Annotated in this window: 24 protein-coding genes and 1 pseudogene; 19 read left to right on the top strand and 6 right to left on the bottom strand. The window is 60.6% G+C overall.

What is annotated here, in order from left to right:
• Positions 1-328: 328 nt before the first annotated feature.
• The 12 genes from HJC04_RS05810 to HJC04_RS05755 all read left to right on the top strand — a co-directional run bounded on the left by HJC04_RS05810 (position 329) and on the right by HJC04_RS05755 (position 15,747).
• Positions 329-1,561 carry an ABC transporter substrate-binding protein gene (locus HJC04_RS05810; protein ID WP_210630999.1) on the top strand — a complete coding sequence of 411 codons (1,233 nt, stop codon included), beginning with the start codon at positions 329-331 and terminating at the stop codon, positions 1,559-1,561.
• Between the two features lie 149 nt (positions 1,562-1,710).
• Complete coding sequence (locus HJC04_RS05805) at positions 1,711-2,616, top strand: carbohydrate ABC transporter permease (RefSeq protein ID WP_097599962.1); 906 nt, start codon at positions 1,711-1,713, stop codon at positions 2,614-2,616.
• Positions 2,609-3,553: a carbohydrate ABC transporter permease gene (locus tag HJC04_RS05800; protein WP_221145257.1), complete on the top strand. Its 945-nt coding sequence runs from the start codon at positions 2,609-2,611 to the stop codon at positions 3,551-3,553. The genes HJC04_RS05805 and HJC04_RS05800 overlap by 8 nt, the downstream gene beginning before the upstream one ends.
• Before the next feature lie 4 nt (positions 3,554-3,557).
• The gene (locus HJC04_RS05795) at positions 3,558-4,664 is read left to right on the top strand and encodes an ABC transporter ATP-binding protein (protein ID WP_210631001.1); all 1,107 of its coding nucleotides are present in this window, start codon (positions 3,558-3,560) and stop codon (positions 4,662-4,664) included.
• A 326-nt stretch (positions 4,665-4,990) separates the two neighbouring features.
• A complete protein-coding gene (locus HJC04_RS05790; protein ID WP_221145255.1) occupies positions 4,991-7,450 on the top strand; it encodes a glycosyl hydrolase 2 galactose-binding domain-containing protein in 2,460 nt (819 codons plus the stop codon).
• Between the two features lie 39 nt (positions 7,451-7,489).
• On the top strand, positions 7,490-8,251 hold the full coding sequence (locus tag HJC04_RS05785) for a sugar phosphate isomerase/epimerase (protein ID WP_210631003.1): 762 nt from the start codon (positions 7,490-7,492) through the stop codon (positions 8,249-8,251).
• 8 nt (positions 8,252-8,259) lie between these two features.
• Positions 8,260-9,393, top strand: a complete 1,134-nt coding sequence (locus tag HJC04_RS05780) for a Gfo/Idh/MocA family protein (protein ID WP_221145253.1) — start codon at positions 8,260-8,262, stop codon at positions 9,391-9,393.
• Positions 9,394-9,688: 295 nt separating this feature from the next.
• Positions 9,689-10,720, top strand: coding sequence for an L-glyceraldehyde 3-phosphate reductase (mgrA, locus tag HJC04_RS05775; RefSeq protein WP_221145251.1), 1,032 nt, complete (start codon positions 9,689-9,691; stop codon positions 10,718-10,720).
• Between the two features lie 228 nt (positions 10,721-10,948).
• Complete coding sequence (locus tag HJC04_RS05770) at positions 10,949-12,562, top strand: glycoside hydrolase family 43 protein (protein ID WP_221145249.1); 1,614 nt, start codon at positions 10,949-10,951, stop codon at positions 12,560-12,562.
• 654 nt (positions 12,563-13,216) lie between these two features.
• On the top strand, positions 13,217-14,143 hold the full coding sequence (locus HJC04_RS05765; RefSeq protein WP_221145247.1) for an ABC transporter ATP-binding protein: 927 nt from the start codon (positions 13,217-13,219) through the stop codon (positions 14,141-14,143).
• Positions 14,140-14,901 carry an ABC transporter permease gene (locus tag HJC04_RS05760; RefSeq protein ID WP_210631008.1) on the top strand — a complete coding sequence of 254 codons (762 nt, stop codon included), beginning with the start codon at positions 14,140-14,142 and terminating at the stop codon, positions 14,899-14,901. Before HJC04_RS05765 ends, HJC04_RS05760 begins: the two co-directional genes overlap by 4 nt.
• A 117-nt stretch (positions 14,902-15,018) precedes the next feature.
• Entirely contained in the window at positions 15,019-15,747 is a 729-nt protein-coding gene (locus HJC04_RS05755) for an SDR family oxidoreductase (RefSeq protein WP_221145245.1), read from the top strand.
• Here the strand turns inward: HJC04_RS05755 and HJC04_RS05750 are convergent.
• Together HJC04_RS05750 and HJC04_RS05745 are read right to left on the bottom strand one after the other, a co-directional pair.
• Positions 15,710-16,633 (bottom strand): LysR family transcriptional regulator, encoded by a 924-nt coding sequence (locus HJC04_RS05750; protein ID WP_221145242.1) that lies wholly within the window; start codon positions 16,631-16,633, stop codon positions 15,710-15,712. The two genes, HJC04_RS05755 and HJC04_RS05750, sit on opposite strands and share 38 nt — an antisense overlap.
• A gap of 63 nt (positions 16,634-16,696) precedes the next feature.
• Positions 16,697-16,879: pseudogene (locus tag HJC04_RS05745) on the bottom strand (hypothetical protein); the annotation flags it as partial.
• Positions 16,880-17,157: 278 nt separating this feature from the next.
• Here HJC04_RS05745 and HJC04_RS05740 point away from each other — a divergent pair.
• On the top strand, positions 17,158-18,441 hold the full coding sequence (locus tag HJC04_RS05740; protein ID WP_210631011.1) for an MFS transporter: 1,284 nt from the start codon (positions 17,158-17,160) through the stop codon (positions 18,439-18,441).
• Positions 18,442-18,455: 14 nt separating this feature from the next.
• Here HJC04_RS05740 and HJC04_RS05735 read toward each other — a convergent pair whose 3' ends face one another.
• The 3 genes from HJC04_RS05735 to HJC04_RS05725 are packed head-to-tail and all read right to left on the bottom strand — an operon-like array spanning position 18,456 to position 20,173.
• Positions 18,456-19,157, bottom strand: a complete 702-nt coding sequence (locus HJC04_RS05735; RefSeq protein WP_210631012.1) for a TIGR02281 family clan AA aspartic protease — start codon at positions 19,155-19,157, stop codon at positions 18,456-18,458.
• Positions 19,154-19,372, bottom strand: coding sequence for a DUF1289 domain-containing protein (locus HJC04_RS05730; RefSeq protein WP_221145240.1), 219 nt, complete (start codon positions 19,370-19,372; stop codon positions 19,154-19,156). Before HJC04_RS05730 ends, HJC04_RS05735 begins: the two co-directional genes overlap by 4 nt.
• Positions 19,373-19,390: 18 nt before the next feature.
• Positions 19,391-20,173, bottom strand: a complete 783-nt coding sequence (locus HJC04_RS05725; protein ID WP_210631014.1) for an adenosylcobinamide-GDP ribazoletransferase — start codon at positions 20,171-20,173, stop codon at positions 19,391-19,393.
• 138 nt (positions 20,174-20,311) lie between these two features.
• On the opposite strand from HJC04_RS05725, the gene cobT reads away from it, so the two are divergent.
• Together cobT and HJC04_RS05715 are read left to right on the top strand one after the other, a co-directional pair.
• On the top strand, positions 20,312-21,328 hold the full coding sequence (cobT, locus tag HJC04_RS05720; protein ID WP_210631015.1) for a nicotinate-nucleotide--dimethylbenzimidazole phosphoribosyltransferase: 1,017 nt from the start codon (positions 20,312-20,314) through the stop codon (positions 21,326-21,328).
• A 114-nt stretch (positions 21,329-21,442) separates the two neighbouring features.
• Positions 21,443-21,826 carry a diacylglycerol kinase gene (locus HJC04_RS05715; protein ID WP_210631016.1) on the top strand — a complete coding sequence of 128 codons (384 nt, stop codon included), beginning with the start codon at positions 21,443-21,445 and terminating at the stop codon, positions 21,824-21,826.
• 104 nt (positions 21,827-21,930) lie between these two features.
• Here HJC04_RS05715 and HJC04_RS05710 read toward each other — a convergent pair whose 3' ends face one another.
• A complete protein-coding gene (locus HJC04_RS05710) occupies positions 21,931-23,466 on the bottom strand; it encodes a HAMP domain-containing sensor histidine kinase (protein WP_210631017.1) in 1,536 nt (511 codons plus the stop codon).
• 106 nt (positions 23,467-23,572) lie between these two features.
• On the opposite strand from HJC04_RS05710, the gene HJC04_RS05705 reads away from it, so the two are divergent.
• The 4 genes from HJC04_RS05705 to HJC04_RS05690 all read left to right on the top strand — a co-directional run.
• On the top strand, positions 23,573-24,130 hold the full coding sequence (locus HJC04_RS05705) for a thermonuclease family protein (protein ID WP_210631018.1): 558 nt from the start codon (positions 23,573-23,575) through the stop codon (positions 24,128-24,130).
• Between the two features lie 4 nt (positions 24,131-24,134).
• On the top strand, positions 24,135-24,767 hold the full coding sequence (locus HJC04_RS05700) for a uracil-DNA glycosylase family protein (RefSeq protein ID WP_210631019.1): 633 nt from the start codon (positions 24,135-24,137) through the stop codon (positions 24,765-24,767).
• 69 nt (positions 24,768-24,836) lie between these two features.
• Positions 24,837-25,325, top strand: coding sequence for an Lrp/AsnC family transcriptional regulator (locus HJC04_RS05695; protein WP_004678404.1), 489 nt, complete (start codon positions 24,837-24,839; stop codon positions 25,323-25,325).
• Positions 25,326-26,020: 695 nt separating this feature from the next.
• The coding region (locus HJC04_RS05690) for a porin (RefSeq protein ID WP_221145239.1) at positions 26,021-26,234 on the top strand (214 nt) is incomplete at its 3' end.

The raw sequence follows: 26,234 nt of genomic DNA, 5'->3' as shown, positions 1-26,234 counted from the left end.
CGAGCAGTTTTTCTTGTGTGCGTCGCAATATCATTCGCATAGGTTGAATCGGTTATTCCGACGAGATTTTTCTGCAGGTGCGAAAAAGGTAATGCGGAGTTCGAAACTGCAATTTGAAAATTATCATTAAATTTCACCGTAATAATCTGAGGAAGCGCCTGCGGAAAAGTCTGCCCGACTGCCGATTCACCGGGTGTGGGGCGGTCTTCCGAAACAGTCAGAAGTGGTAATCCTGATCTTTAAAGAAAAATTTACGGGCGGGCAGTTGCGTGGGGAAATCGATTGATCTAAGTTTTTCCGGCAACGTTTCAGTGAGGGAGGAGAACTCATGAAAATTCGTATGATGGCGGCCATGCTTGCCGCTTCCGCTGCGCTTCCGATCAGCGCCAGCGCCACCGATCTCGAAGTCACCCATTGGTGGACGTCTGGCGGCGAGTCCGCTGCTGTCGCCGAGTTGGCAAAGGCATTCGACGCCACCGGCAACCACTGGGTCGACGGCGCTATCGCCGGTTCCGGCGGCACGGCGCGCCCGATCATGATCAGCCGCATCACCGGCGGCGACCCGATGGGCGCCACCCAGTTCAACCACGGCCGCCAGGCCGAGGAACTGGTTCAGGCTGGCCTGATGCGCGACCTGACCGATGTCGCGACCGCAGAGCACTGGAAGGATATTATTCGTCCGTCGAGCCTGCTCGATTCCTGCACGATCGACGGCAAGATCTACTGCGCTCCGGTCAACATCCACTCCTGGCAGTGGCTGTGGCTTTCGAACGCCGCATTCAAGAAGGCCGGTGTCGAGGTTCCGAAGAACTGGGACGAATTCGTCGCTGCCGCTCCGGCTCTCGAAAAGGCCGGTATCATTCCGCTCGCTGTCGGCGGTCAGCCATGGCAGGCGACAGGCGCCTTCGACGTGCTGATGGTCGCGGTCGCCGGCAAGGACGTGTTCAACAAGGTCTTCAAGGACAAGGATGCAGAGGTCGCCGCCGGACCCGAGATCGCCAAGGTCTTCAAGGCTGCCGACGACGCCCGCCGCATGTCCAAGGGCAGTAACGTCCAGGATTGGAACCAGGCGACCAACCTCGTCATCACGGGCAAGGCCGGCGGTCAGATCATGGGTGACTGGGCGCAGGGCGAATTCGCGCTCGCCGGTCAGAAGGCCGGCACCGACTATACCTGCCTGCCGGGTCTCGGCGTCAACGAAATCATCTCGACGGGTGGTGACGCCTTCTATTTCCCGCTGTTGAAGGATGAGGAAAAGTCCAAGGCACAGGCCGTGCTCGCCAAAACCCTGCTCGACCCCAAGACCCAGGTTGCCTTCAACCTGAAGAAGGGCTCGCTGCCGGTTCGCGGCGACGTCGATCTTGCCGCCGCCAACGACTGCATGAAGAAGGGCCTCGACATCCTGGCGAAGGGTAACGTGATTCAGGGCACCGACCAGCTGCTTTCGGCCGACAGCCAGAAGCAGAAGGAAGATCTCTTCTCCGAATTCTTCGCCAACCCGTCGATGACGCCGGAAGACGCTCAGAAGCGTTTCGCCGAGATCATCGCTTCGGCTGACTGATCGGCAGGTTCGCTGCCCGTGCGATCCGGCTCCCCGGAGCCGGATCCTCCCGCAAGTTTCGATGGTCTTGCCGGCCATTCCGGCGGATCCCGCGGGCGGGGGTGAGAGCGGCCGCTACCGGCCGCAGCTGCGATTTGAGGAGAGGTTTCATGACGGGTCAAGCGCAAGCAGGCCGGCCAAACAAGTTACTGCGCAATCTGAACGCCAAGATTGCGTCCATTCCGATGATCCTGACAGCGCTGGTGATCTTTGTCGGCGGCACGTTCTGGACGGTCTTTTATTCCTTCACCAATTCCAAGCTCCTCCCGCGGTTGAGCTTCGTCGGCTTTGACCAGTATCACCGTCTCTGGGCGGCACCCCGCTGGGTTACTGCAATCGAAAATCTGGCGCTCTACGGCGTCCTCTCGCTGATCTTCAGCCTGGTCATCGGATTTGTGCTCGCCGCGCTCATGGATCAGAAGATCCGTTTCGAAAACACTTTTCGCACCATTTTTCTCTACCCCTTCGCGCTGTCCTTCATCGTGACCGGTCTCGTCTGGCAGTGGGTTCTGAACCCGGACTTCGGCGTCCAGTCGGTGGTGCGATCGCTCGGCTGGACAAGCTTCACCTTCAATCCGCTCTATACGCCCGAAATCGTCATCTACGGGATTCTGATTGCGGCGCTTTGGCAGGGAACGGGCCTCGTCATGTGTCTGATGCTTGCCGGCCTGCGCGGCATAGACGAGGATATCTGGAAAGCGGCCCGCGTCGACGGCATCCCGATGTGGAAGACCTACCTGCTCGTCGTCATTCCGATGATGCGGCCCGTATTCATCACGACGATCGTCATCATCGCCTCCGGCATCGTCAAAGTCTACGACCTCGTGGTGGCGCAGACTTCGGGCGGTCCCGGCATCTCATCGGAAGTGCCAGCCAAATATGTCTACGATTACATGTTCCAGGCGCAGAATCTGGGTCAGGGCTTCGCCGCATCGACGATGATGCTGGTCACGGTCGCGATCATCATCGTTCCGTGGGCCTATCTGGAGTTCGGAGGAGGGCGCAAGCGTGGCTGATATCGAAACTCTCAACACCACGGCTGCCGGCCTCGACGCCGTCTCACAGAGGCTCGGCGACGGTCCGAGCGGTCCGAAGCCGCGCCCGACGCTGTCAGCGCGCAACATCATGCTCTATGGAACGCTGACAGTTGCAGCGCTCTATTATCTGCTGCCGCTCTATGTGATGGTCGTGACGTCACTGAAGGGTATGCCTGAAATTCGTCTCGGCAACATCTTCTCGCCGCCGATGGAGATCACCTTCGAACCCTGGGTCAAGGCCTGGGCGGAGGCCTGCACGGGCTTGAACTGCGATGGCCTGTCGCGCGGTTTCTGGAATTCGGTGCGCATCACCGTGCCGTCGGTGATCATCTCGATCGCGATCGCCTCGGTGAACGGCTATGCGCTGGCAAACTGGCGGTTCAAAGGTTCCGAGCTATTCTTCTCGATCCTCATCATCGGGGCCTTCATTCCCTATCAGGTGATGATCTATCCGATCGTCATCATCCTGCGTGAAATCGGCATCTACGGCACGCTGACCGGTCTCGTCATCGTGCATTCAATCTTCGGCATGCCGATCCTGACACTGCTCTTCCGCAACTACTTCGTGTCGCTGCCGGAGGAACTGTTCAAGGCGGCGCGTGTCGACGGGGCGGGCTTCTGGCAGATCTTCCTCAAGATCATGATGCCGATGTCGCTGCCGATCTTCGTCGTCGCCATGATCTTGCAGGTCACAGGCATCTGGAATGACTTCCTGTTCGGCGTGGTCTTCACCCGGCCGGATACCTATCCGATGACCGTGCAGCTCAACAACATCGTCAATTCCGTTCAGGGCGTGAAGGAATACAATGTCAACATGGCAGCGACGATCCTCACGGGCCTGGTGCCGCTGATCGTCTATTTCGTCTCCGGACGGCTTTTCGTTCGCGGCATTGCCGCAGGCGCAGTGAAGGGGTGATCACATGAACATGAATTCAACTGTCTCCAATTCGAGCGTCTCGATCAGGGATCTGTCGCTGAATTTCGGCGCCGTCAGTGTGCTGAAGGATCTCAACCTCGACATCAACGATGGCGAATTCCTGGTGCTGCTCGGATCGTCCGGCTGCGGCAAGTCGACCTTGCTCAATTGCATCGCCGGCCTGCTCGACGCTTCGGAAGGGCAGATCTTCATCAAGGGCAAGAACGTCACCTGGGAAGAGCCGAAGGACCGCGGCATCGGCATGGTCTTCCAGTCCTACGCGCTCTATCCGCAGATGACGGTCGAGAAGAACCTCTCCTTCGGCCTTCGCGTCGCCAAGGTGCCGCAGGCCGAGATCGACAAGCGCGTCGCGCGCGCGGCCGAGATCCTGCAGATCCAGCCGCTTTTGAAGCGCAAGCCGGCCGAACTATCCGGCGGCCAGCGCCAGCGCGTGGCAATCGGCCGGGCGCTGGTGCGCGATGTCGACGTCTTCCTGTTCGACGAGCCGCTGTCCAACCTCGACGCCAAGCTGCGTTCGGAACTACGCGTCGAAATCAAGCGCTTGCACCAGTCGCTGCAGAATACGATGATCTATGTGACGCACGACCAGATCGAGGCGCTGACGCTGGCTGATCGCATCGCCATCATGAAGAGCGGCATCATCCAGCAGCTCGACGATCCGACGACGATCTACAACCGGCCGCGCAATCTCTTCGTCGCCGGCTTCATCGGTTCGCCGTCGATGAATTTCCTGCGCGGCGAACTGGTCAAAACAGGTGACGGCATCGCCTTTACCGCTAACGGCGTCAATTTCTCGCTCGCCGCCTACGACGCCAACGAGACGCTGCAGCCTGGCCGCAAGGTGGTGCTCGGCGTCCGCCCCGAACACATCAAGGTCAATGAGAATGCCGGCGGCGAAGAACATGACGCTACCGTCGATATCGAGGAACCGATGGGGGCGGACAATCTTCTGTGGCTGAAACATGCCGGTCATACGATGTCGGTCCGCGTCAACGGCGCACGCCGCTTTGATGTCGGGGCCAAGGTAAAGCTGAGCTTCGACATGGCGCTGGCTTCGGTGTTCGATGCCGAGAGTGAGCTGCGTCTTTAGGGAGATTTTCGCGGGCGGGGTCGGAGATGGTGCCGTCTGCTTTCTGTTTGGCTGCAAGGCTATTTGTATGAGTTCGACCAGTGCTCCATGCTCCCTCATTGCTGTGGCCTTCCGGCTTCGCCCAAGGGATGTCACAGGCTCTCTTTCGAGTGAAGTGTCTCCCGCGCCCAAAGACTTGGGCGCACTGGATTCCTGTGACATCCCTCGGGTCAAGCCCGAGGACAGGAATGAGGGAGGAGAGGTGAAGCGCCCCTTGCGAACGACAAGGCGGCAGGGCAGCGGCGCACGCGCCGCTTCTTCTAGAATCGTAAATCGGAAATGATATCGTGACGCAACAATCGACCCTCTCCAGCATCGACCTTTGCGGTTCGTGGCAGCTCACATCTGTTGATGGCGGGATCAAGAGCGCAATCACCTTGCCCGGCGACGTGCACACGGCGCTGCATAGGGCAGGGCTGATCCCCGATCCCTATTTCGGCCGGAACGAGGAGAAGGTGCAGTGGGTTGCCCAGCGTGAATGGACGGTAGAGCGCAGCTTCACGCTGCAGGAGGTCGAGGGCGACTGGTATCTCGATATCGACTATCTCGACACGGTCGCCAGCGTCTATGTCAATGGCTTTCTGGTGCTCGAAGCCGACAACAGCTTCCGCCGCTACCGGCCTGATGTTTCCAGCATGCTGAAAGCGGGCGACAACTCGATCCGCATCGTCTTTGCCTCTAATCCCGGCGTCGGCGCCGAACGGCAGAAAAAGCAGCCCTTCTACATTCCCTACAGCACCGGCAATTCGCCGATCCCCGACGGCAACATGCTGCGCAAGCCGCAATGCCATTTCGGTTGGGACTGGAACATCGCCATCGCGCCGCTTGGGCTCTACGGCACGATCGCGCTGAAAAAGATCGAGACGGCGCGCATCGAACATGTCGTCACCCGCCAGATCCACAATAATGACGGCTCGGTCGACCTCATGGTGACGGCGAGCCTGTTTGCCAAGCATGCTGGCATCGCCCAGGTCTATTTCGATCTTGACGGCGAGCGCATCCGTCTCGATGTCGGTGTCAAGGGCGAGACGGATGTCCACCACCTCTTCCATATCGACAATCCGCGTCTCTGGTGGCCCTCCGGTAATGGCGAACAGGCGCTCTATACGCTCTCCGTCGAATTGTCCGACGAGGTGGTGATGAAGCAGCTCGGCCTTCGCACCATCGAACTGATCACCACGCCGGATGCGGCGGGCAGCCGTTTCGCTTTCAAGGTCAACGGCCGCGAGGTCTTCTGCCGGGGCGCCAACTGGATTCCGGCCGATGCGCTGTTCTCGCTGTCTTCGCCTGAAAAGACCGAGGACCTACTGCAATCGGCCAAAGCGGCCAACATGAACATGATCCGCGTCTGGGGCGGTGGTTTCTACGAGCAGGACTATTTCTACGATCTCTGCGACCGGCTGGGCCTCATGGTCTGGCAGGACTTCATGTTCGCCTGCAACCTCTATCCCTCGACCGAAGACTTCCTTGGCAATGTGGCGATCGAGGTGGATTACCAGGTGCGCCGGCTCTCTTCGCATCCTTCGATCGCGCTCTGGTGCGGCGATAACGAACTGGTGGGCGCGCTGACATGGTTCGAGGAATCGCGGAAGGACCGCGACCGCTACCTCGTCTCCTACGACCGCCTCAACCGGACGATCGAACAGGCGGTGAAGAAGGCGCTGCCGGGGGCGCTCTGGTGGCCGTCGAGCCCGGCATCAGGCTATCTCGATTTCGGCGATGCCTGGCATGCCGACGGCTCCGGCGACATGCATTACTGGTCGGTCTGGCACGAGAACAAATCGTTCGACAATTACCGTACGGTGCGGCCGCGCTTCTGCTCGGAATTCGGCTTCCAGTCCTATACCTCGCTGCCCGTCATCAGAACCTATGCCGAGGAGAAGGACATGAACGTCGCTTCCCCCGTCATGGAGCTGCACCAGAAGAATGCGGGCGGCAACGAGCGCATCGCCGGCACGATGTTCCGCTATTTCCGCTTCCCCAAGGATTTCCCGAACTTCGTCTATCTCAGCCAGATTCAACAGGGATTGGCGATCAAGACCGCGGTGGAATATTGGCGGTCGCTGAAGCCCCATTGCATGGGCACGATCTACTGGCAGCTTAACGATACCTGGCCTGTCGCCTCATGGTCGAGCCTCGACTATGGGGGGCGCTGGAAGGCGATGCACTATCTCGTCAAACGTTTCTTCCAGCCGGTCGCGGTCGCCGCCATTCCCGCCCAGGACGGCAAGACGATCCGCTTCTCGCTCGTTAACGACACGCTTTCAGATGTCAGCGTCGATCTGTCGATCTCGCTTCTGACGATGAAGGGCGAGCGGAAGCATTTGAAAGACGTGCAGGCCATGTGTTCGCCGGATGCGGCGGTGACGGCCGCGGCGATCGAGGTGTCCGAGATTGACCCGGGAACGCTGCTTGCCTGGCATTTCACCGCGTCGAACGGCATGGGCGGCGAGGGGCACCATGTCAACGGCACCTATAAGGCGCTGGAGCTGGAACCCTCGGGCCTGACTGTTACCCACGAATATGTCGAGAAGAGCGGCGCGATCGACATCAACGTCACCGCCAGGGGACTTGCACTCTTCGTGATGATCGAGAGCGAGACGGACGGCAAATATTCCGACAACGCCTTCGACCTTGCAGCAGGCGAGAGCCGCCGTATCACCTTCACCCCGGCACATCAGCTAGAACGTGGCAAGCTGCCGGAATTCCGCTTCTACGACCTGCATTCCTGCCAATCGGCGGATTGATCCTTCCAAGAAATGGGCACGAGGCCCAAGGAGAATAAGATGACGAAACTCAGCTACCAGCTCTACAGTGCGCGCAACTTCCAGCCCTATTCTGTGATTTTCGAAAAGCTCGGCAAATCAGGCTATGCGGAGGTCGAGGGGTTCGGCGGCATCTATGCCGATCTCGACGATGCGGGACTGAAGAGCCTTCGCGCCGATCTCGACAAGAACGGCCTGGTGATGGCGAGCGGACACTTCAGTCCCGACTTTCTGGAGAAGGAAGTCCAGAAGTCGCTCAACATCGCTAGGATACTCGGCATGGATTCGATCTATGCCCCGCATCTGGCGGCCGACCAGCGCCCCTCGGACGGAGCCGGTTGGCTCGCCTTCGGCAAGCGTCTACAGGAAATGAGCAAGCCCTATAAGGATGCCGGCTACGAGTTCGGCTGGCACAATCATGATTTCGAATTCGTCAAGCTGGCTGACGGCTCGCTGCCGATCGAGCGCATCTTCGAAGGCGCGCCCGACATTTCCTGGGAAGCCGATATTGCCTGGGTTATCCGGGGCGGCGCCGATCCCTTTGCCTGGATCGACACGCTCGGCTCGCGCATTACCGCAGTCCACGTCAAGGACATCGCGCCGGCCGGTGAAGCGACGGATGAAGACGGCTGGGCCGATGTCGGCCACGGCAAGGTCGAATGGGCCAAGCTGATTGCCACACTGCGCGGCACCAAGGCGAAGCACTTCGTCGTCGAACATGACAATCCGAAAGACATCGACCGCAACATCAGCCGTTCGATTGCATCCTTCCAGACTTATTGAGGCAAATCATGACCAGGGAACTTGGCGTTGGCATCATCGGATGCGGCAACATCTCCACCACCTACTTCTCGCTGGCACCGCTCTTCAAGGGGCTGAAGGTGCTGGCCTGCGCCGATATCAACGTGCAGGCCGCCGAGGCCCGCGCCAAGGAATATGGCGTCAAGGCACAGACGATCGACGAGCTTCTCGCCAATGACGAGATCGACGTCGTCGTCAACTTGACGATCCCGGATGCGCATTTTCCGGTGTCGAAGGCGATCCTCGAAGCCGGCAAACACGTCTATTCGGAAAAGCCGCTGGTGCTTTCGCTTGAGCAGGGCGAAGAGCTTCGCCGCATCGCCAAGGCGAAGAACCTTGCCGTCGGCTGCGCGCCGGACACTTTCCTCGGCGGCGCCCATCAGCTCGCCCGCAAGTTCATCGACGATGGCGGCATCGGCCGGGTGACCTCGGGAGCCTGCTATGTCATGAGCCCCGGTATGGAGATGTGGCATCCGAACCCGGATTTCTTCTTCCTGCCGGGCGGCGGCCCGATCCTGGATCTCGGTCCTTATTACATCGCCAATCTGATCAACCTGATCGGCCCAGTGAAGCGCGTCGGCGCCATGACCTCGATGGCATCGGCGACCCGGACGATTACCAGCCAGCCGCGCCACGGCGAAATCATCCCGGTCAAGACGCCGACGACGATCCAGGCGCTGCTCGAATTCGTCAGCGGCGCCACGGTGACGCTGTCGGCAAGCTGGGATGTGTGGTCGCATCGCCATGCGAATATGGAACTCTACGGCACCGACGGCTCTCTCTACGTGCCGGACCCGAACTTCTTCGGCGGCACCGTAGAGGCCAGCGGTCGCGACAAGGACATCAAGCCGCTCGAGCCCTGGGAGCACCCCTTCGGCAAGATCAACCAGGAAAGTCCGAGCGGCTCGCGGGCCAATTACCGCACGGCTGGCCTTGCCGATATGGCAATGTCGCTGATCGAAGGCCGCGATGCGCGCTGCTCGCTTGACCGCACTCTGCACGGCGTCGACGTCATGACCTCGATCCTGAAATCAGGCGAGGAGGATCGTTTTATCGAGCTGACGACGACTTGCACCCAGCCAGCGGCGCTTGGCATCGAAGAGGCGCAGGCGCTGTTGAGGTAGCGGAGAAAGCGCGCCTGCGCTTGCCGTATTGGCGCGCTTGCTCCATTTGTTTCATCATGTCGGCCTCACGATCCGGTTTTTGCCGATGGTTGCCCCTCACCCTAACCCTTTCCGCCTAAACGGGTGAGGGACGCGCCATGTGAGAGGTGGTGGGGAAGGACAGGCTGTGGCATTTCCCTTCTCTCCGCTCGCGGGGAGAAGGTGCCGGCAGGCAGACAGGGGGTAGGCGTCGGCGTTTTCGTGAGCCGAAGACGTTGCATGATGAGGACGCTGTTATTCGATTAAGGAGACTTCCATGAGCTGGCAACCGGCAGCAGACCGATATTCAAAAATGAAATATAACCGCACGGGCCGCTCCGGCCTGAAGCTTCCGGCCGTCTCCCTCGGCCTCTGGCACAATTTCGGCGGTGATACGCCGCATGACCGGAAGATCGACATGTGCCGCACGGCCTTCGACCTCGGCATCACCCATTTCGATCTCGCCAACAATTACGGCCCGCCTCCCGGCAGCGCAGAGGCCGCCTTCGGCGAGATCCTGCGCACCGAATTCTCCGGGCTTCGCGACGAGCTGATCATCTCCTCGAAGGCCGGCTACGATATGTGGCCTGGTCCCTATGGCGAATGGGGCAGCCGCAAGTACCTGGTCGCCTCCTGCGACCAGAGCCTGAAGCGCATGGGCCTCGACTATGTCGACATCTTCTATTCGCATCGCTTCGACCCGGAAACGCCGCTGGAAGAGACCTGCGGCGCGCTCGACCATATCGTCCGCTCCGGCCGGGCGCTCTATGTCGGGATCTCCTCCTATAATTCGCAGCGCACCCGCGAAGCAACCGCCATCCTCAAGGACCTCGGCACGCCCTGCCTGATCCATCAGCCGAGTTATTCAATGCTCAACCGCTGGGTCGAGGATGACAGGCTGCTCGATACGCTCGATGACATCGGCATGGGTTCGATCGTGTTCTCGCCGCTCGCCCAGGGCATGCTGACGACGAAGTATCTCGGCGGTATTCCGGCCGACAGCCGGGCAGCTCAGAACCATTTCCTGAAGCGCGATTTCATCCGCCCCTCGATCATCGACAATATCAGCAGGCTCAACGAGATTGCCGAAAGGCGTGGCCAGACGCTGGCGCAGATGGCGATAGCCTGGGTGCTGCGCGGCGGACGCGTGACCTCGGCGCTGATCGGCGCCAGCCGCTCGTCGCAGATCGTCGATTGCGTCAAAGCGCTGGATAATATCGAGTTCTCGGCCGAGGAGCTGAAGGAGATCGATGTCTATGCCAAGGAGGCCGATATCAACCTCTGGGCGAAGTCGGCGGAGCGGGAATGAAGGCAGGGAGCACATTTGTTGCTCCCTCATTCCTGTGCTCGTCACAGGAATCCAGACACCGCGCGTCTGCGCGGTGAGAAGGGTCTTTCCGGCCCAAGGACTTAGGCCGGCCGGATTTCTGTGACATCCCTTGGGCAAAGCCCTAAGGGCACAGAGATGAGGGTGGGGAGGCGAGCTGAACCGCACCTTCTGACGTACGTACCGCAATAATCTAGGAGGAGGCCGTCCATGATCCGCAATCCCATCCTGCCCGGGTTCAATCCCGATCCGTCGATCTGCCGCGTCGGCGACGATTATTACATCGCCACCTCCACCTTCGAATGGTATCCGGGTGTGCAGATCCATCATTCGCGGGACCTGGTGAACTGGACGCTGGTGCGCCGGCCGCTGGAGCGTGCCTCGCAGCTCGACATGCGCGGCAATCCCGATAGTTGCGGCATCTGGGCGCCGTGTCTTTCCTATGCCGACGGGCAGTTCTGGCTTGTTTATACTGACGTCAAGCGCTTCGACGGCAATTTCAAGGATGCACATAATTACATCGTGACGTCGCCTTCGATCGAGGGCGAATGGTCCGAGCCGGTCTATGTGAATTCCTCCGGCTTCGATCCCTCGCTTTTCCACGACGATGACGGCCGCAAATGGTTCGTCAACATGCAGTGGAACCACCGAACCCAGAGCTTCGGCGGCTCGCCGAAATCGCCGGCTTTCGACGGCATCCTGCTGCAGGAATGGGATCCGGCGACCAAGGCGCTGAAGGGGCCGATCAAAAACATCTTCGCCGGCAGCCCGCTCGGCCTCGTGGAAGGGCCGCATCTCTTCAAGAAGAACGGCTGGTATTATCTGACGACCGCCGAGGGCGGCACCGGCTATGACCACGCCGTCACCATGGCGCGTTCGCGCCGTATCGAGGGGCCCTATGAGATGCATCCGAACATGCATCTCATCACCTCGAAGGATCATCCGGGCGCGGTGCTGCAGCGGGCAGGGCACGGCCAATATGTCGAGACGCCAGACGGCGAAGCCTATCACACCCATCTCTGCGGCCGGCCGCTGCCGCCGAAACGGCGCTGCACGCTGGGGCGCGAAACGTCCCTGCAGAAATGCGTCTGGCGCGACGATGATTGGCTCTATCTGGAAAACGGCACCTACGTGCCCGATGTCGATGTGCAGGGTCTCTTCGGCGCAGTGCCGGTGGAGAAGCCGATGCGCAGCGAGTACAGTTTCGATGGGGACAAGCTGCCGGCCGATTTCCAGTGGCTGCGCACGCCCGAACCCCAGCGCATCTTCAATCTGACGGACCGTCCCGGCCATCTCAGGCTGATCGGTCGCGAAAGCATAGGCTCCTGGTTCGAGCAGTCGCTGGTCGCGCGCCGGCAGGAACATCATAGTTTCCGCGCCGAGACCGTGATCGAATTTTCGCCCGACACCTATCAGCAGGTGGCGGGGCTGACGCATTACTACAATCGCCACAAGTTCCACGCGATTGCCGTGACGCTGCACGAAACGCTCGGCCGCTGCGTGACCATCCTCTCCTGCAACGGCGACTACCCGAACGGCCGCCTCAGCTTTCCCGCCGAAAGCGGAGTAACGATCCCGGCCGAGGGCCGTGTCCAGCTTGCGATGGAAATCCGCGAAAATGACCTGCAATTCTTCTGGCAGACGGAAGGCAAGGGCGCATGGCAACGGATCGGCCCTCTCCTGGACGCCGGCGTGATTTCCGACGAGGGCGGTCGCGGTGAGCACGGCTCCTTTACCGGTGCTTTTGCCGGCGTCTTCGCCTTCGATACGTCGGGGCGTGGGAAGACGGCGGATTTTGATTGGTTCAATTATGATGAGTTGTGAGGGGGAGCATCCACTGCTTCCCACCCGCCCTCGTCCTCAGAGGCCTCGGCCTTTGGCCGACGCACCTCACGATGAGGGCTGATCGTTGTGCCGTCTCGCTGCTATGTCTTGCGACATGGCCGCGACCTCTCTCCGACCTGATCCTGGTGCCCCGCAGGGCCTCGAAGGACGAGGTCGGCCACCTGCTGCAACGACACATCAAAAAGAAAGCCGGCGCAGAGGCCGGCTGAGACGAACGCGGCTGCACAGGGATACTAGCCGGTTCCAAACGCTTGGTGACTGAACAATAACTTTCATTACGTGCCGAGGCAGCGGAAAAGGGCGCAACGAGAACGCCGGTAAGACGGCTCCGCAAAGGAATGGGCGGCGGGGCGGATGCCGGTGCTTGCCTCGGCTCTCTTATCGGGCATGAATATCACCGGATGATGACATCCGGAGCAGACCTCTGCCTTTCTTTCAGGGAGAATTGGCGGCGTGCGATGGCTATCGGAAGCCGACTATTCCAGGCTTGTCACCAATGGGTGATCGGCTTGACGAAAGTGACGGTGTTGGCGAGGCGTGAATGCAGTGTTCATGTTCCCGAAGGATGTCAAAGCGTCACAGAGGGACTATATAGCGGGCCGAAATACTTTCGAGCATCCGCAAGAGTCCTGCATGACCCCCATTATTTCCGTTCAGAACCTGACCAAGACTTATGCCAACGGGTTCGAGGCCCTGAAGGGCATCAACCTCGATGTCGAGAAGGGCGAGATCCTGGCTCTGCTCGGGCCGAACGGCGCCGGCAAGACGACCCTGATCTCAATCATCTGCGGCATCGCCAATCCGAGCGGCGGCCGCGTGCTGGTGGCCGGCCAGGACGTCGTAAAGGATTTCCGCGCGACCCGCTCGATGATCGGACTGGTGCCGCAGGAACTGACGACCGATCAGTTCGAGACAGTGTTCAACACAGTGAGCTTTTCTCGCGGGTTGCATGGCAAGAAGGCCAATCCAGCGCATATCGAGAAGGTGCTGCGGGCGCTTTCGCTTTGGGACAAGAAGGACAATATGCTGCGTCAGCTCTCCGGCGGCATGAAACGACGGGTGCTGATCGCCAAGGCGCTTTCGCATGAGCCGGATATTCTTTTCCTCGACGAGCCGACTGCCGGCGTCGACGTGACGCTGCGCAAGGACATGTGGCACGTCGTCGAAGAACTCCGGGCTTCGGGCGTCACCATCATCCTGACGACCCATTATATCGAAGAGGCCGAGGAAATCGCCGACCGCGTCGGCGTCATCAACGGCGGCGAGTTGCTGCTCGTCGAGGAAAAGGCGGCGTTGATGGCCAAGCTCGGCCGCAAGCAGCTCATTCTCGATCTGGCGGAACCGCTGAGCCGGCTGCCGGACTGCTTTGCCGGCAATGGCCTCACTCTCGAAGCGGACGGAAGCCGCCTGACTTATGATTTCGACGCCGATAACGAGCAGGAAAGCATCGCGACGCTGCTGACCCGGCTCGGCGAGAACAATATCCATTTCAAGGATCTCTCGACGCGGCAGAGTTCGCTCGAAGATATCTTCGTGGCGCTGGTGGGAGCGAGCAAATGAACTTCGAAGCGGTCAAATCGATCTATTTCTTCGAGATGGCGCGCACGCGCCGCACGCTGCTGCAGAGCGTCATCTCGCCTGTCATCTCGACCTCGCTTTATTTCATCGTCTTCGGGGCGGCAGTCGGTTCGCGCATCCAGGAAGTGGAGGGCGTATCCTACGGTGCTTTCATCACGCCGGGCCTCATCATGCTGACGCTGCTCGGCCAGTGCATCAGCAACGGCTCCTTCGGCATCTACTTCCCGAAATTCACCGGCACGATCTATGAGGTGCTGTCGGCGCCCGTGGCGATGACGGAGATCCTGCTCGGTTATGTCGGGGCGGCGGCGACCAAGGGCGTCATCATCGGCGTCATCATTCTCTTGACCGCCAATCTCTTCGTCGACGTCAGGATCCAACATCCCTTCATGATGATCCTGTTCTTCCTGCTGACCGCGGTCACTTTCAGCCTGTTCGGCTTCATGATCGGCATCTGGGCCGGCAATTTCGAGCAGCTGAACCTCATTCCCATGCTCGTGGTGCCGCCGCTGACCTTCCTCGGCGGCAGCTTCTATTCCGTCAGCATGCTGCCGCCTTTCTGGCAGGCGGTCAGCCACTTCAACCCGGTGCTTTACCTCGTCAGCGGCTTCCGCTGGAGCTTTTACGGCATCGCTGATGTCAACCCGGCGATCAGCTTGGCGATGATCACCGTGTTCCTGGCTATCTGCCTGGCAACGCTCGGCTGGATCTTCAAGACCGGATACCGACTGCGCAACTGACCGCTTGAACGTCGATGATCGGAGAAGCCGATTGTGCTATCGGCTTCTTCCGTTTTTCTTTCGCGTCCGGCGAAGGCATCTGCTGTCTCATCCCAATGGAGAGGCGAGACAGCTGTTATGAACATCGAAGGTCAGAAGGTGATAATTGTCGGCGGCAGTTCCGGCATGGGGCTTGCGCTTGCCCGGCGTCTGCTCGATGAGGGGGCGTCGGTGACGATTGCCGGGCGCGGTCAGGAGAAGCTTGCGGCAGCTTGCCGTCATCTCGGCGACCACCCGAAACTCGGAACGCATATCGTCGACCTGGGCCAGGAGGAGGAGGTCGCGGCGCTGTTTCGGGAGAGCGGACCGGTCGATCATATCGTCAGCACGGCGGCGGAAATCGAAGGAGCCTATCAGCTGCTGTCGTCGCTCGAGCTGGCGGCCGCGCAAAAGGTGGTCCAGAGCAAGTTCTTCGGGCCGCTGCTGCTGGCGAAATATGGCGCCTCCCGACTCCCGTCCTCAGGTTCGATCACCTACACCTCAGGTATTGCCGCCTATCGGCCGCTCGCGCGCGGATCGGTGGTCGCGGCCGTCAACGCGGCACTCGAAGGCCTGGTCAGGGCGCTTGCCGTCGAACTGGCGCCGATCCGCGTCAATGCGGTCTCGCCCGGCTGGGTGGACACGCCGATCTGGAGCTTCGTTGCCGGTGACGCCAAGCAGGCGCGGCTGGATGCGATGGCGCAGCGCCTGCCGGCTGGGCGGGTTGGGCAGCCCGAGGATATCGCCGATGCGATCCGCTTCCTGATCCGCAATGGCTTCACCACGGGAACTACCCTGCATGTCGAAGGCGGGCATCGGCTGGTCTGATCGGCGAAAGATGTTCGCTGGCCGATTGCAGAAGGAAAGAGATCTGCGGCGGCTGGACGCGCCGGCGTCGCCACATCATCACCAGCGAGGCTGCCAGCGGTCGGCCGGGCCATGGCAGTTCGACGACATCGCCGCGCGCAATGGACGGCCCCACCGCAAGGCTCGGGACCAGGCCGTGGCCGGCGCCTGATGCCACGAGCCGGATGATCGTTGCGATGCTGTCGGCTTCTGCGACAATGGCCGGCGCACCTAAACCCGCTTCGGCAAAGGCGGTATCGAGCAGGTGGCGATAGATGCAGCCGGCCGCGGTTGCGATGAACGGGGCGCTGCGTAGGGCTGCGAGGTTTTCCGGCGGCGGGGTTTGCGATCTGCCGGCGGCAATCAGCACCAGCGGCTCGCTGGCGATGCGGCGTGTCACGAAGCGCTCGTCCTGCTGGCCGCGATCGAAGGTGAAGACGATATCAACTGAGCCATGCTGTAATTTCGCATGCAACTCGCCACTGCCGCCGACCTTGAGCTTGAGACCGAGATCGGGATTTTGCCGGCGGAGGAGGGAGAGCCAGGGCGCCAGCCTTTCAGCGGCAATGGTTTCGAGCGTGCCCAGGGTGACAGAGGATTCGGAAATGTCGGCGGCAACGCGGACGGCGGTCTGCGCCTCGTCGTTCAGCGCCAGGATCTCTTCCGCATAGGCCTTCAGTGCCATGCCTGCCGGTGTGGGAGCGACGCCCTGCCGGGAGCGGAGGAAGAGTTCAACGCCCATCTCCTCTTCGAGCGCCTGGATCTGGTCACTGAGGCTCGACTGAGCGAGATTGACCTCTGCGGCGGCGCGCGTGAGGTTTCCGTGCCGCATTACGGCAAGGAAAGTCTTCAGTTGTCGTGGGGTCATGTCGGGCTCCGGCATTTGCGCGAAGGCAGGATATCAATAAAGGCGATCCAGCCGCAATTGCTGTCAGACACTGCTGACGAGCAGGGCGCCCGACAGGATGAAAACGATGCCGGCTGCGAGCCGCGCCATGTTGAGCTCGGAGGCTTCGCCGAGAAAGACTGCGCCGATCGCCAGCGTCACCAGCACGTTGCAGCTCCAGATCGGGGCGAGTTTTGAGACTGGGACGCCATAAGCAAAGAGCGTGAAAAGCCGCATCGCGCCGGCGCGGGCTCTTCGGCTTGCATCTTCAACGAGCATTGAAACCGCACGTTGACGATGTTGAAATTTCTGTCTAGCAGTAACGGCCATGAAGATCGCGATGGTTCTTGCGGTGGTGATAGGGCGCATGGGCAGGATGGTGTAACCATCCGGCGATCAGCCCCATGCGCGGTAAATCAAGCTCCTGACGGGGCTTTTTTTGTGCCCTGAATTTGCGCTGCGCCTCGTCAGATTCCCACAATCTCCCTCACACCATGGACGAGACCATGTCACGCGACAATTCTGCGCAGACTTCCGGTAGCCGCCTGACCGAAGAAGCGGCTGCGATTTCGACCGCGACGCCCCGACGTGCGATCCTTCTCCTGCTGACGGCGCTCTCGGTATTGCCGATCAATATATGTTTGCCGGCGCTGCCAAATATCGCCGCCACGTTCCAGGCCGACTTCGCGCTCGTCAATCTTTCGGTCGCGGGCTACGCGATCATCAATGCCCTGACGGAAATTGTCGCCGGCACGATGTCCGATCGCTATGGGCGCCGGCCGGTCGCGCTGATCGCCGTTTCCATTTTCATCGTCGCGTCGATCGGCTGCGCGCTGGCGCCCGATATCGCCATCTTCCTGTTGTTTCGTGTGATGCAGGCGTCGATCGCCGCCTGCTTCTGCGTTGCTCTCGTCGCCATCAAGGAGACGGCTGGCGAGCGCGGGGCCGCCAACAGGATCGGCTACGCCGCCATGGGATGGGCTATTGCGCCGATGCTCGGCCCGAGCGTCGGCGGCATTCTGGACGAAGCGTTCGGATGGCGGACGATCTTCGTCGCTCTTGCGCTGATAGGCGCAGCCATCCTCGCCATATCCATGCGCGAGCTGAAAGAAACAGCCGGGCTCGCGTCGAGACCGAAAGGCAATTACCTTGCGTCCTACCGGCAGCTTCTCGGTTCGGCGCGGTTTTGGGCCTATACGCTGTGCATGGCCTGCTCCACCGGCACTCTCTATATCTTTCTTGGAGGCGCATCCCTGGCCGTCAGTTCCTCGCTCGGCGGATCGAGCGCGAAACTGGGCTTCTTCATGGGAATGGTTCCGGCGGGATTCATTCTGGGCAGTTATCTCGCTGGCCGATTGACGAGGAAATCGCTCAGCACCACGCTCGTCATTGCGCGTTTATCGACGTGCATGGGGCTGCTGCTGGGGCTGGTCCTGTCGATCTCGGGCGTCACGCATGTCCTGGGATTTTTCGGACCCTGTATATTCATCGGCATCGGCAATGGCTTGACCTTTCCGGCCGCCAATCTGGGCGTGATGTCGGTTCGCGGCCATTTCGCCGGCACCGCTGCGGGCCTTGCCGCTGCCATGTCGATCGCCGGCGCCGCCCTGATCGCTTCGATCGCCGGGCTGTTTCTCCGGGAGGCAGGCGCAGTGTCGACACTGTTCGCGTTGTTGCTGACATCGGCGTCACTTGCCTTATCGGCAGCGTTTTTTACAGCTTTTGTCGACCGGCGACTTGCGGTCGGTGTTCCCAATGGAGAGCCGGCCGAGAGCGGATCGGGGGTATGACTTGTTCTGCCGGATCAATCCCGCATGCGCAATTCGTCCGTCTGCATCTGCAAGGAGCCCAGCGTTTCCAGGAAGCTCATGCCGAGCAGGCTCTGGTCAAGCCGGCCGTCCTCGGCGACGCTGGCTGCGACATTGTTGCGGACGATCGGACCGATCGCCACCTGGTCGAGCGTGACGGGGGCGGCGCGGCTGCGACCGTTGGCGGTCATGACGGTCATGGAATAGGTGAGGCGGGAGAGGTCGATACCGATTCTTGCGGCATCTTCATGCGAGAGCGCCACCATGCTGGCGCCGGTATCGACGAGCATTTCGACGGTCTGGCCATTCACACCGACATCGGCTTCGAAATGGCCGTTCAGCAGCTTGTGCAGGATGACTTCCTGGCCGCCTTGGCTCGTCGTGACGACGACGGCACGGCCGGGAATGAGGCCGGCAAGCAGCCGGTTGCCGACGCCGAGCGCTTCCTGGCGATAGAGGTAGACGGTTGCGAGCGCCAGGATGATGACGAACCAGATCATCAACTGGCGCATGGTTTCACCGACATTTTGTCGGCTACCCCAAATGCCGGCCGACAGCATCAGCGCGATCGGCAGGAGATAGATGAAGCGGCCGAATTCATCGCTCTGCAGGCCGAGGATGCGGCCGCTGTCATTGTTGACGATCAGCACGGCGAGGCCAATGACGATGACGAGGAGCAAGAGGATGAAACGGATCATAAAGGCCGCTCCGGCCCGCCGGCGACGTTTGATCCCGCCCGGTTCAAAGCCGGGACGGTACCTGAAAGCCTTGCCACCAGCTGCGCCATGATCCCCCGTCGTTCGGCATCGGTATAGTTCATCCAGCCACCGATTTCCTGAAGAGTGCGGCCGCAGCCGGCGCAGAAACCGGTGGCTGAAACCATGGAGCAGACGTGAATGCAGGGTGTTTGCATGGCTGATATATCGGAGTTTCAAAGAGCTGCGGCAAGGGCGCAAAGGATGGCTATTTCGCAAATCTGCTGTGTCGCGCCCAGCGTATCGCCGGTGTGGCCGGCAAGCCTGCGGCGGATGATGGCGGTGAAGGCGAATCCTGCGAAACCGGTGGCGAGCAAGCTGGCGACGAGCGGTCGCAGGCCGAATGCCGGCCAGATCAGAAGTGCCGCAAGCAGACCGGCCGAGACGAGCGCAAAATGCATCGCCGCCTCATTCGGCTGGCCGGTCGAGGCGGCCACGCCATCGGCCTTTGCCGGCGGCAGCCGTTGCCAATGCCAGGCGATAGCGCCACGGCTGAGCGCTGCGACGGCGGCAACGGCAAGCGCTGCAGCGAGTGGCGAGGACTGGCGGACAATGGCGGCGAGTGCGGCCGCACGGAGCGCGAAGGAAAGAATCAGCGCTATCGCGCCATAGGTGCCGATCCGGCTGTCCTTCATGATGATGAGGCTCTGTTCGCGGCTCCTGCCGCCGCCGATACCGTCGGCCGTATCGGCCAAGCCGTCTTCGTGCAGCGCGCCGGTGGCAAGAGCCTGGACGGAAAGCGCGAGCAGCGCCGCCATCAGCGGGTCGGCGCGCGAGCCTGAAAGAAGCAAGAGGGCGAGCGCCGGGAAGAAGCCAATGATCAGGCCCGCGAGGGGAAAGGCGCGCACCAGGCGGCCGAGGCTGCCGTCATAGCCTTTGAACAGGGCTGGCGGCATCGGAAGGCGGCTCAGAAAGGCGACGGCGCGGGCGGTATCGACCGCATAATCCTTGATCTTCATTCTGTTTCGTTCTGCCGGAGGGGCTGCGGCGCTTTTGATGTTGTTCGCTTCGTCCGCCGGCTTTAAGAGAGAGCCACCGCAAAGAAGCTGATTTGCGTCAAAAAAACAAGAATAGCCGATTCATAGGAATACGCACCGATGAGCGTTTCAGGCCTGCCCTTCGACGATTTCCGTACCCTGCTCCGGGACCTGCCTGGGCCGGATGCCCGCGCACTGGTGACCGCACGCGAACGCGACGCGCAGCTGACCAAGCCGCCGGGCGCGCTCGGACGGCTTGAGGAGATTGCCTTCTGGCTTGCCGCCTGGACAGGTCGTCAACCTGCCGTCAACCGGCCGCTGGTGGCGATCTTCGCCGGCAATCACGGCGTCACCAGACAGGGCATCACACCCTTTCCGCCCGCGGTGACGCAGCAGATGGTCGAGAATTTTGCAGCAGGGGGAGCTGCGATCAACCAGATCTGCGTGGCCTATGATCTCGGGCTGAAAGTTTTCGATCTCGCGCTCGATTACCCCACGGGCGACATCACCGAGGAGGCGGCGCTTTCCGAGCGCGACTGCGCCGCGACCATGGCCTTCGGCATGGAGGCGATCGCCGGCGGCACCGACCTGCTCTGCATCGGCGAGATGGGAATCGGCAACACGACGATTGCGGCGGCGATCAACTATGCGCTCTACGGCGGGTCGGCGCGCGACTGGGTCGGACCCGGCACCGGTTCGGAAGGCGAGATGCTGGAGCGCAAGATCGCGGCGGTGGAAAAGGCGGTGGAACTGCATAGCGACCATCTCGACGATCCCCTGGAGATCATGCGCCGGCTTGGCGGCCGCGAGATCGCGGCGATGGCCGGTGCCATCCTTGCCGCCCGGATGGAGCGCATCCCGGTGCTGATCGACGGTTATGTCGCGACTGCCGCGGCGGCGATTCTGAGAGCCGCCAACCCCTCCGCGCTCGATCATTGCCTGATCGGCCATGTCTCCAGCGAGCCCGGCCACCTGCGCGCAATCGAGATGCTCGGCAAGACGCCGCTTCTGGCGCTCGGCATGCGGCTTGGCGAAGGCACTGGTGCGGCGCTTGCCGCCGGCATCGTCAAGGCCGCCGCTGCCTGCCATTCCGGCATGGCGACGTTTGCCCAGGCAGGCGTGAGCAACAAGCATTAAGCGCGTCGCGATCTTTCAGATTCGCTTGGCCCGCGCTTTAAATCCTTGTTTTACGCATGTCGTTATCGCAAAACCGCTGCACACTTCTGCGCGACATGCTCTGAGGGATCAATCTTGACAAAGCCCGCGGTGACGAAGCAGACCGGATTTCGACATTTCATCGCCGCGGCCAGCTATTCCTGGGCAGGTTTCCTGCGCGTGCTGAAAGAGGCGGCCTTCCGCCAGGAGCTCGGTTTCTTCCTCATTTCGCTGGCGGCACTGGTGCTGGTGGGCGCCACTTTCGGTGAGATCGTCGTCGCGGTGCTGCTGTTCCTCGGGCTGTTTTCGATGGAGGCGATGAATACCGCCGTCGAAGAAGTGATCGACCGGATTTCACCGGAGATTTCGATCGTCGGCAAACATGCCAAGGATCTCGGTTCCTTTGCGGTGACCTGCATGATCGCCGCCTGCTGCCTCTATCTCGGATTCGTTCTCGGCAAGCACCTGTTTTTCAGTTGAACTAAAGCGCGTCGCGTGAAACTTGATTCATGCGACGCGCTTTAGCTCCTTGTTTTATGCATGTCGTTATCCCGGAACCGCCGAAAACTTCCGGACTACATGCATTAGGCAAAACTCTTGCGCTTGCGCGTGACAGCCTGAGCCTCTTCGACGGCCGGCAGGCTCTGGAGCACGCGCTTGGCGGGCAGGATGGCGATGACCTCGGTGCCTTCACGCAGCCTCGATTTCAGCAGGAACTGTCCGTCATGCTTGGCAAGTATCGCCTGAACGATCGGCAGGCCGAGGCCGGTGCCTTGTTCGGCGCTCTTGATGGCGATCGAGCCCTGGCCGAAGGCCGAGAGGACGACGGGAATCTCTTCTTCGGGAATGCCGGGGCCGTTGTCCTTGATCGAGATGTATTGTCCGCCGCCGGCCGTCCAGCCTACCTTGACGTGGATTTCGCCGCCCTGCGGCGTGAATTTGACGGCATTGGAGAGTAGGTTGAGCACCACCTGGCGCATCGACTTCTCGTCGGCCCAGATAGCCGGCAACTGCCGCTCGAATTGATCCGAAATGGCAATGTTCTTGGCGCGGGCGCGCAGCTGGACCATGCCGATGCAATCCTCGGTGATATCGAGCAACGAGATCGCTTCCTCGCTCAGTTCGTATTTGCCGGCCTCGATGCGCGACAGGTCGAGGATTTCGTTGATGAGATCGAGCAGATGCTGGCCGGAGCGATGGATATCACCGGCATATTCCTTGTAGGTCGGATTGGCGAGTGGTCCCATGACTTCGGCCGACATCACCTCGGAGAAGCCGAGGATGGCATTGAGCGGAGTCCTGAGCTCGTGCGACATGGAGGCAAGGAAGCGGGACTTGGCGAGGTTTGCCTCTTCGGCGCGGCGGCGCGCCTCATCTGACATTGATTTCGCCACTTCCAGCTCGGCGATCAGGTCGTCCTTCTCCGACTGGTAGGAGAGGATCCTAAGGTTCGATTTGAAGAGCCGGTCGCTGATATAGTTGAAGAAGACGAGGGTGGTGGTGAAAAGCCCGGTCAGACTGATTTCGAGGAGGTCGCGCGACAGGCCGCTCTTGGCGCCAAGCGCCAGGACCGCTGGCGCGAAAGCGACCAGTACGGCCGGCGTCAGCATGAAGTTCGACATCGCCGTGACGGAAAGCGCAATCAGCAATGTTGCGCCCTTATAGAGAATGAAGCTCGACGGCTCGCAGGCGTCGCAGCCCTGCAGCGCGAAGACGGCCCAGCAGCAGCCGACCAGGAAATGGCCGGCGAGCAGCAGGCGGCGCCATTTGCGGGCGCTCTCGGAGGTGATCTCCTGTCGGCGCGCGCGCCGGGCGAGCAGGATGTTGCCGGTGTGACAGCTGAGCGTCAGCAGCGCCCAGAAGAGCAATTGGGTATCTTCAGTGAAATAGACGCCAAGGGCGGTGATGATGACGACGAAGAGCGGCATGATCGTCGCGCCCTGCAGCATCGACGCTATATACATCTTGAGTACGTCACGGTCGAAGGCGGAATTGGACGCGTGACCGGACTGCAGGCGTTCGCGCGTTTGCCGCACGGCCTTGGAAACGGCCTTGTTGCGGTGGCTGCGCGACCTGTCGACGATAATCTTGTCGGTCGATGTGCTTACGCCGGTACTCATGTGCACGTTGAAACTTCACCCCTGGGTGGATAAGAGCTTAACCGGCAATTCTTAAGAAGATGTTTGCCATCTTTGCCAAGGATTTGTTTTTTAAGGAGGCGAAAGCGTGACACGTGGCCTGCGCCTGATTCGTGACGGCGTGACCGCTTTTGCCATGCTGGTGCTCCTGGCGCTGATTGCTGCCAAGATCAACGACAGAGCAACAATCAAGCGTGCAGGCGCCTTTCATGCTGCCGATGGCGACAGTCTGACATTGGGCGGAGAGCGCTTCCGCCTCGAAGGCATTGACGCGCCCGAGCTTAGCCAGAGCTGCGAACGGGCGGGAAAGGCCTGGGCTTGCGGGCGCGTGGCGCGGGAGGCGCTGCAGGAGATGGTGCTGGCATCGGGAACGCTTTGCCAGGGCGACCGGCGCGACCGCTACGACAGGCTGCTTGTCGTCTGTCGGAATGCGACGGGCGGCGACATCAATGCCGGCATGGTGCGCCGAGGCATGGCTGTTTCCTATGGTGGTTACGGCAAGGAAGAGATCGAGGCGAAACGGGCGAAAGCGGGGCTGTGGGCCGGGACTTTCGAGCGGCCGCGCGATGTGCGTGATCATGCCCGCCACGAATCCGGTTCCGGCGACGCGCTGCGCTTCATCGGGCGGATCGTTGGATGGGAGTAAAGCGATGACCGACGAAGCTGAGCTGGAAACTCTGCGGCGGGAAATTGCAGCCTGTCGCATCTGTCGCGATACCCCGGCGAAAGGTCCTGAGCACCGGCTGCCGCACGAACCCAGACCGGTGGCGGTGATCTCTTCGAGCGCGCGCATCCTGATCGCCGGGCAGGCGCCCGGCCTTCGGGTGCATGAGAGCGGTCTGCCGTTCGACGATGCATCGGGCGACCGGTTGCGATCATGGCTCGGCGTTGACAGAGCAAGCTTTTACGACCGCGCCCGGTTCGCCATTGTGCCGATGGGCTTCTGCTTTCCCGGCTACGACGACAAAGGCGCGGACCTGCCTCCACGCCGTGAATGCGCTCCGGTCTGGCGGCAAAGGGTGATTGCGGCAATGCCGCAGATCGAGCTGGTGCTGGTCATCGGCCAGTATGCGCAGTCCTGGCATATGGCTGACGACAGGCGAGGCAATATGAGCGAGACGGTGCGAGCGTGGCGCGACAGTCTGCTGTCTGGCCGGTCGCCGGCGGTGCTGCCGTTGCCGCATCCGAGCTGGCGCAACAGCGGCTGGCTGAAACGCAATTCCTGGTTCGAGCAAGAATTGCTTCCTATCCTGCGGGAGCGGGTGAAAACGCTGCTTTCCTGAAAAAAAATTCTTTTCGTTGTGCGGAATCGGGTTATACAAAGAAAATAATTCGAAAGGACTGACGTGCGCATGGACCGCCTCGACCGAAAAATACTGCGTCTGCTGCAAGAAGATTCGACCCTTGCCGTTGCCGACCTCGCCAAGAAGGTGGGGCTTTCGACGACGCCATGCTGGCGGCGCATTCAGAAAATGGAGGAAGATGGTGTCATCAAGCGTCGGGTCGCCATTCTCGATCCGGAGAAGGTCAATACCAAGGTCACGGTTTTCGTATCGATTCGCACCGCCACCCATTCGATCGAGTGGCTGCGCCGCTTTTCCGAGGTGGTTGCCGAATTTCCCGAAGTGGTCGAATTCTACAGAATGAGCGGTGACGTCGACTATCTCCTGCGAGTCGTCGTGCCCGATATCGCCGCCTACGACGCCTTCTATAAGCGGATGATCGCCAAGATCGAGATTCGCGACGTCTCCTCTGCCTTTGCGATGGAGCAGATCAAGTATTCGACGCAGCTGCCGCTCGACTACATGATTCTTGAGAACGCCAAATCCAACGAGGATTGAAATCGCCGATAGGTTGCGACGAGCCGCTGGCCGGCGGTCGCATATGCCGCGTGGTACTCGCCACGAATTGGGGGCCTTGACGCGATTCGCTCGCATGCGGGAATGCGGCGTTCGGAAGCGACTTTCGGAAGAAAGTGGCCCTCACTGCAAAAAAAAGCCGGAAAAATCGCGAAAAAACGCTCCAGTTTCACCAAAGTGGTGGAGAAACATATAGCCTGGTAACGATTGCAAGGCTATGATGTGTGGCATCAATAAGCGCCATGTCATCATTTTGACTCATTGGTATCGAAATCAGGACACCATGTTTTACACCGCTACCTTGTATAGGTTGAACAGTCGGCGGTAGAGTTTTATGTGCTTCACCATTGTGTTCGGCGGGGGTCGAACGGTGGAGAATTTGACATTGGCGCATAGCGTTTGCGGCTTGCGAGGGAGGTTCCCTCGCGGGGCCGCTTTATGCGTTTTTTTTCGCGTAATTTTTTGAAATTGTTGTATAAAAATCACGTCCGTAGCGAAAGTTGCTCGCGCCGACCCACCGCGCATGTATCTCGAATTGCTTGATTGAGGCTTCTATGTGATGACGGTTTGGCGGTTCGATCGATCCGCACGCCGAGATGGCTGTTCAAACTGGGCCGGCTTCGAATTGACTACCCGATGAGACGTCAGCCCCGATCGACAAAGGAATGGATTGGTAAATGAACATCAGAATGGTTTTGCTCGCATCAGCAGCAGCATTTGCTGCATCGACGCCGGTTCTTGCAGCTGACGCTATTGTTGCTGCTGAGCCGGAACCGGTTGAATATGTTCGCGTCTGCGACGCTTACGGCACCGGCTACTTCTACATCCCCGGCACCGAAACTTGCCTCAAGATCGAAGGCTACATCCGTTTCCAGGTCGACGTTGGTGATC

Origin of the sequence: Rhizobium sp. NLR8a (genome assembly GCF_019685235.1) — a bacterium.
In the GTDB taxonomy this organism is placed as follows: domain Bacteria; phylum Pseudomonadota; class Alphaproteobacteria; order Rhizobiales; family Rhizobiaceae; genus Rhizobium.
The sequence above is the reverse complement of the archived record's forward strand: the minus strand, read 5'-3'. Positions and strand labels throughout refer to the sequence as shown.

Excerpts from the sequence above, each read along its gene's own strand:
- HJC04_RS05805 (WP_097599962.1), top strand. The coding sequence starts at position 1,711 with ATGACGGGTCAAGCGCAAGCAGGCCGGCCAAACAAGTTACTGCGCAAT.
- HJC04_RS05785 (WP_210631003.1), top strand. The coding sequence starts at position 7,490 with ATGACGAAACTCAGCTACCAGCTCTACAGTGCGCGCAACTTCCAGCCC.
- HJC04_RS05810 (WP_210630999.1), top strand. The coding sequence starts at position 329 with ATGAAAATTCGTATGATGGCGGCCATGCTTGCCGCTTCCGCTGCGCTT.
- HJC04_RS05770 (WP_221145249.1), top strand. The coding sequence starts at position 10,949 with ATGATCCGCAATCCCATCCTGCCCGGGTTCAATCCCGATCCGTCGATC.
- HJC04_RS05795 (WP_210631001.1), top strand. The coding sequence starts at position 3,558 with ATGAACATGAATTCAACTGTCTCCAATTCGAGCGTCTCGATCAGGGAT.
- mgrA (WP_221145251.1), top strand. The coding sequence starts at position 9,689 with ATGAGCTGGCAACCGGCAGCAGACCGATATTCAAAAATGAAATATAAC.
- HJC04_RS05750 (WP_221145242.1), bottom strand. The coding sequence starts at position 16,633 with ATGACCCCACGACAACTGAAGACTTTCCTTGCCGTAATGCGGCACGGA.
- HJC04_RS05755 (WP_221145245.1), top strand. The coding sequence starts at position 15,019 with ATGAACATCGAAGGTCAGAAGGTGATAATTGTCGGCGGCAGTTCCGGC.
- HJC04_RS05735 (WP_210631012.1), bottom strand. The coding sequence starts at position 19,157 with ATGATCCGTTTCATCCTCTTGCTCCTCGTCATCGTCATTGGCCTCGCC.
- cobT (WP_210631015.1), top strand. The coding sequence starts at position 20,312 with ATGAGCGTTTCAGGCCTGCCCTTCGACGATTTCCGTACCCTGCTCCGG.
- HJC04_RS05765 (WP_221145247.1), top strand. The coding sequence starts at position 13,217 with ATGACCCCCATTATTTCCGTTCAGAACCTGACCAAGACTTATGCCAAC.
- HJC04_RS05730 (WP_221145240.1), bottom strand. The coding sequence starts at position 19,372 with ATGCAAACACCCTGCATTCACGTCTGCTCCATGGTTTCAGCCACCGGT.
- HJC04_RS05740 (WP_210631011.1), top strand. The coding sequence starts at position 17,158 with ATGTCACGCGACAATTCTGCGCAGACTTCCGGTAGCCGCCTGACCGAA.
- HJC04_RS05700 (WP_210631019.1), top strand. The coding sequence starts at position 24,135 with ATGACCGACGAAGCTGAGCTGGAAACTCTGCGGCGGGAAATTGCAGCC.
- HJC04_RS05725 (WP_210631014.1), bottom strand. The coding sequence starts at position 20,173 with ATGAAGATCAAGGATTATGCGGTCGATACCGCCCGCGCCGTCGCCTTT.
- HJC04_RS05780 (WP_221145253.1), top strand. The coding sequence starts at position 8,260 with ATGACCAGGGAACTTGGCGTTGGCATCATCGGATGCGGCAACATCTCC.
- HJC04_RS05710 (WP_210631017.1), bottom strand. The coding sequence starts at position 23,466 with ATGAGTACCGGCGTAAGCACATCGACCGACAAGATTATCGTCGACAGG.
- HJC04_RS05695 (WP_004678404.1), top strand. The coding sequence starts at position 24,837 with ATGGACCGCCTCGACCGAAAAATACTGCGTCTGCTGCAAGAAGATTCG.
- HJC04_RS05760 (WP_210631008.1), top strand. The coding sequence starts at position 14,140 with ATGAACTTCGAAGCGGTCAAATCGATCTATTTCTTCGAGATGGCGCGC.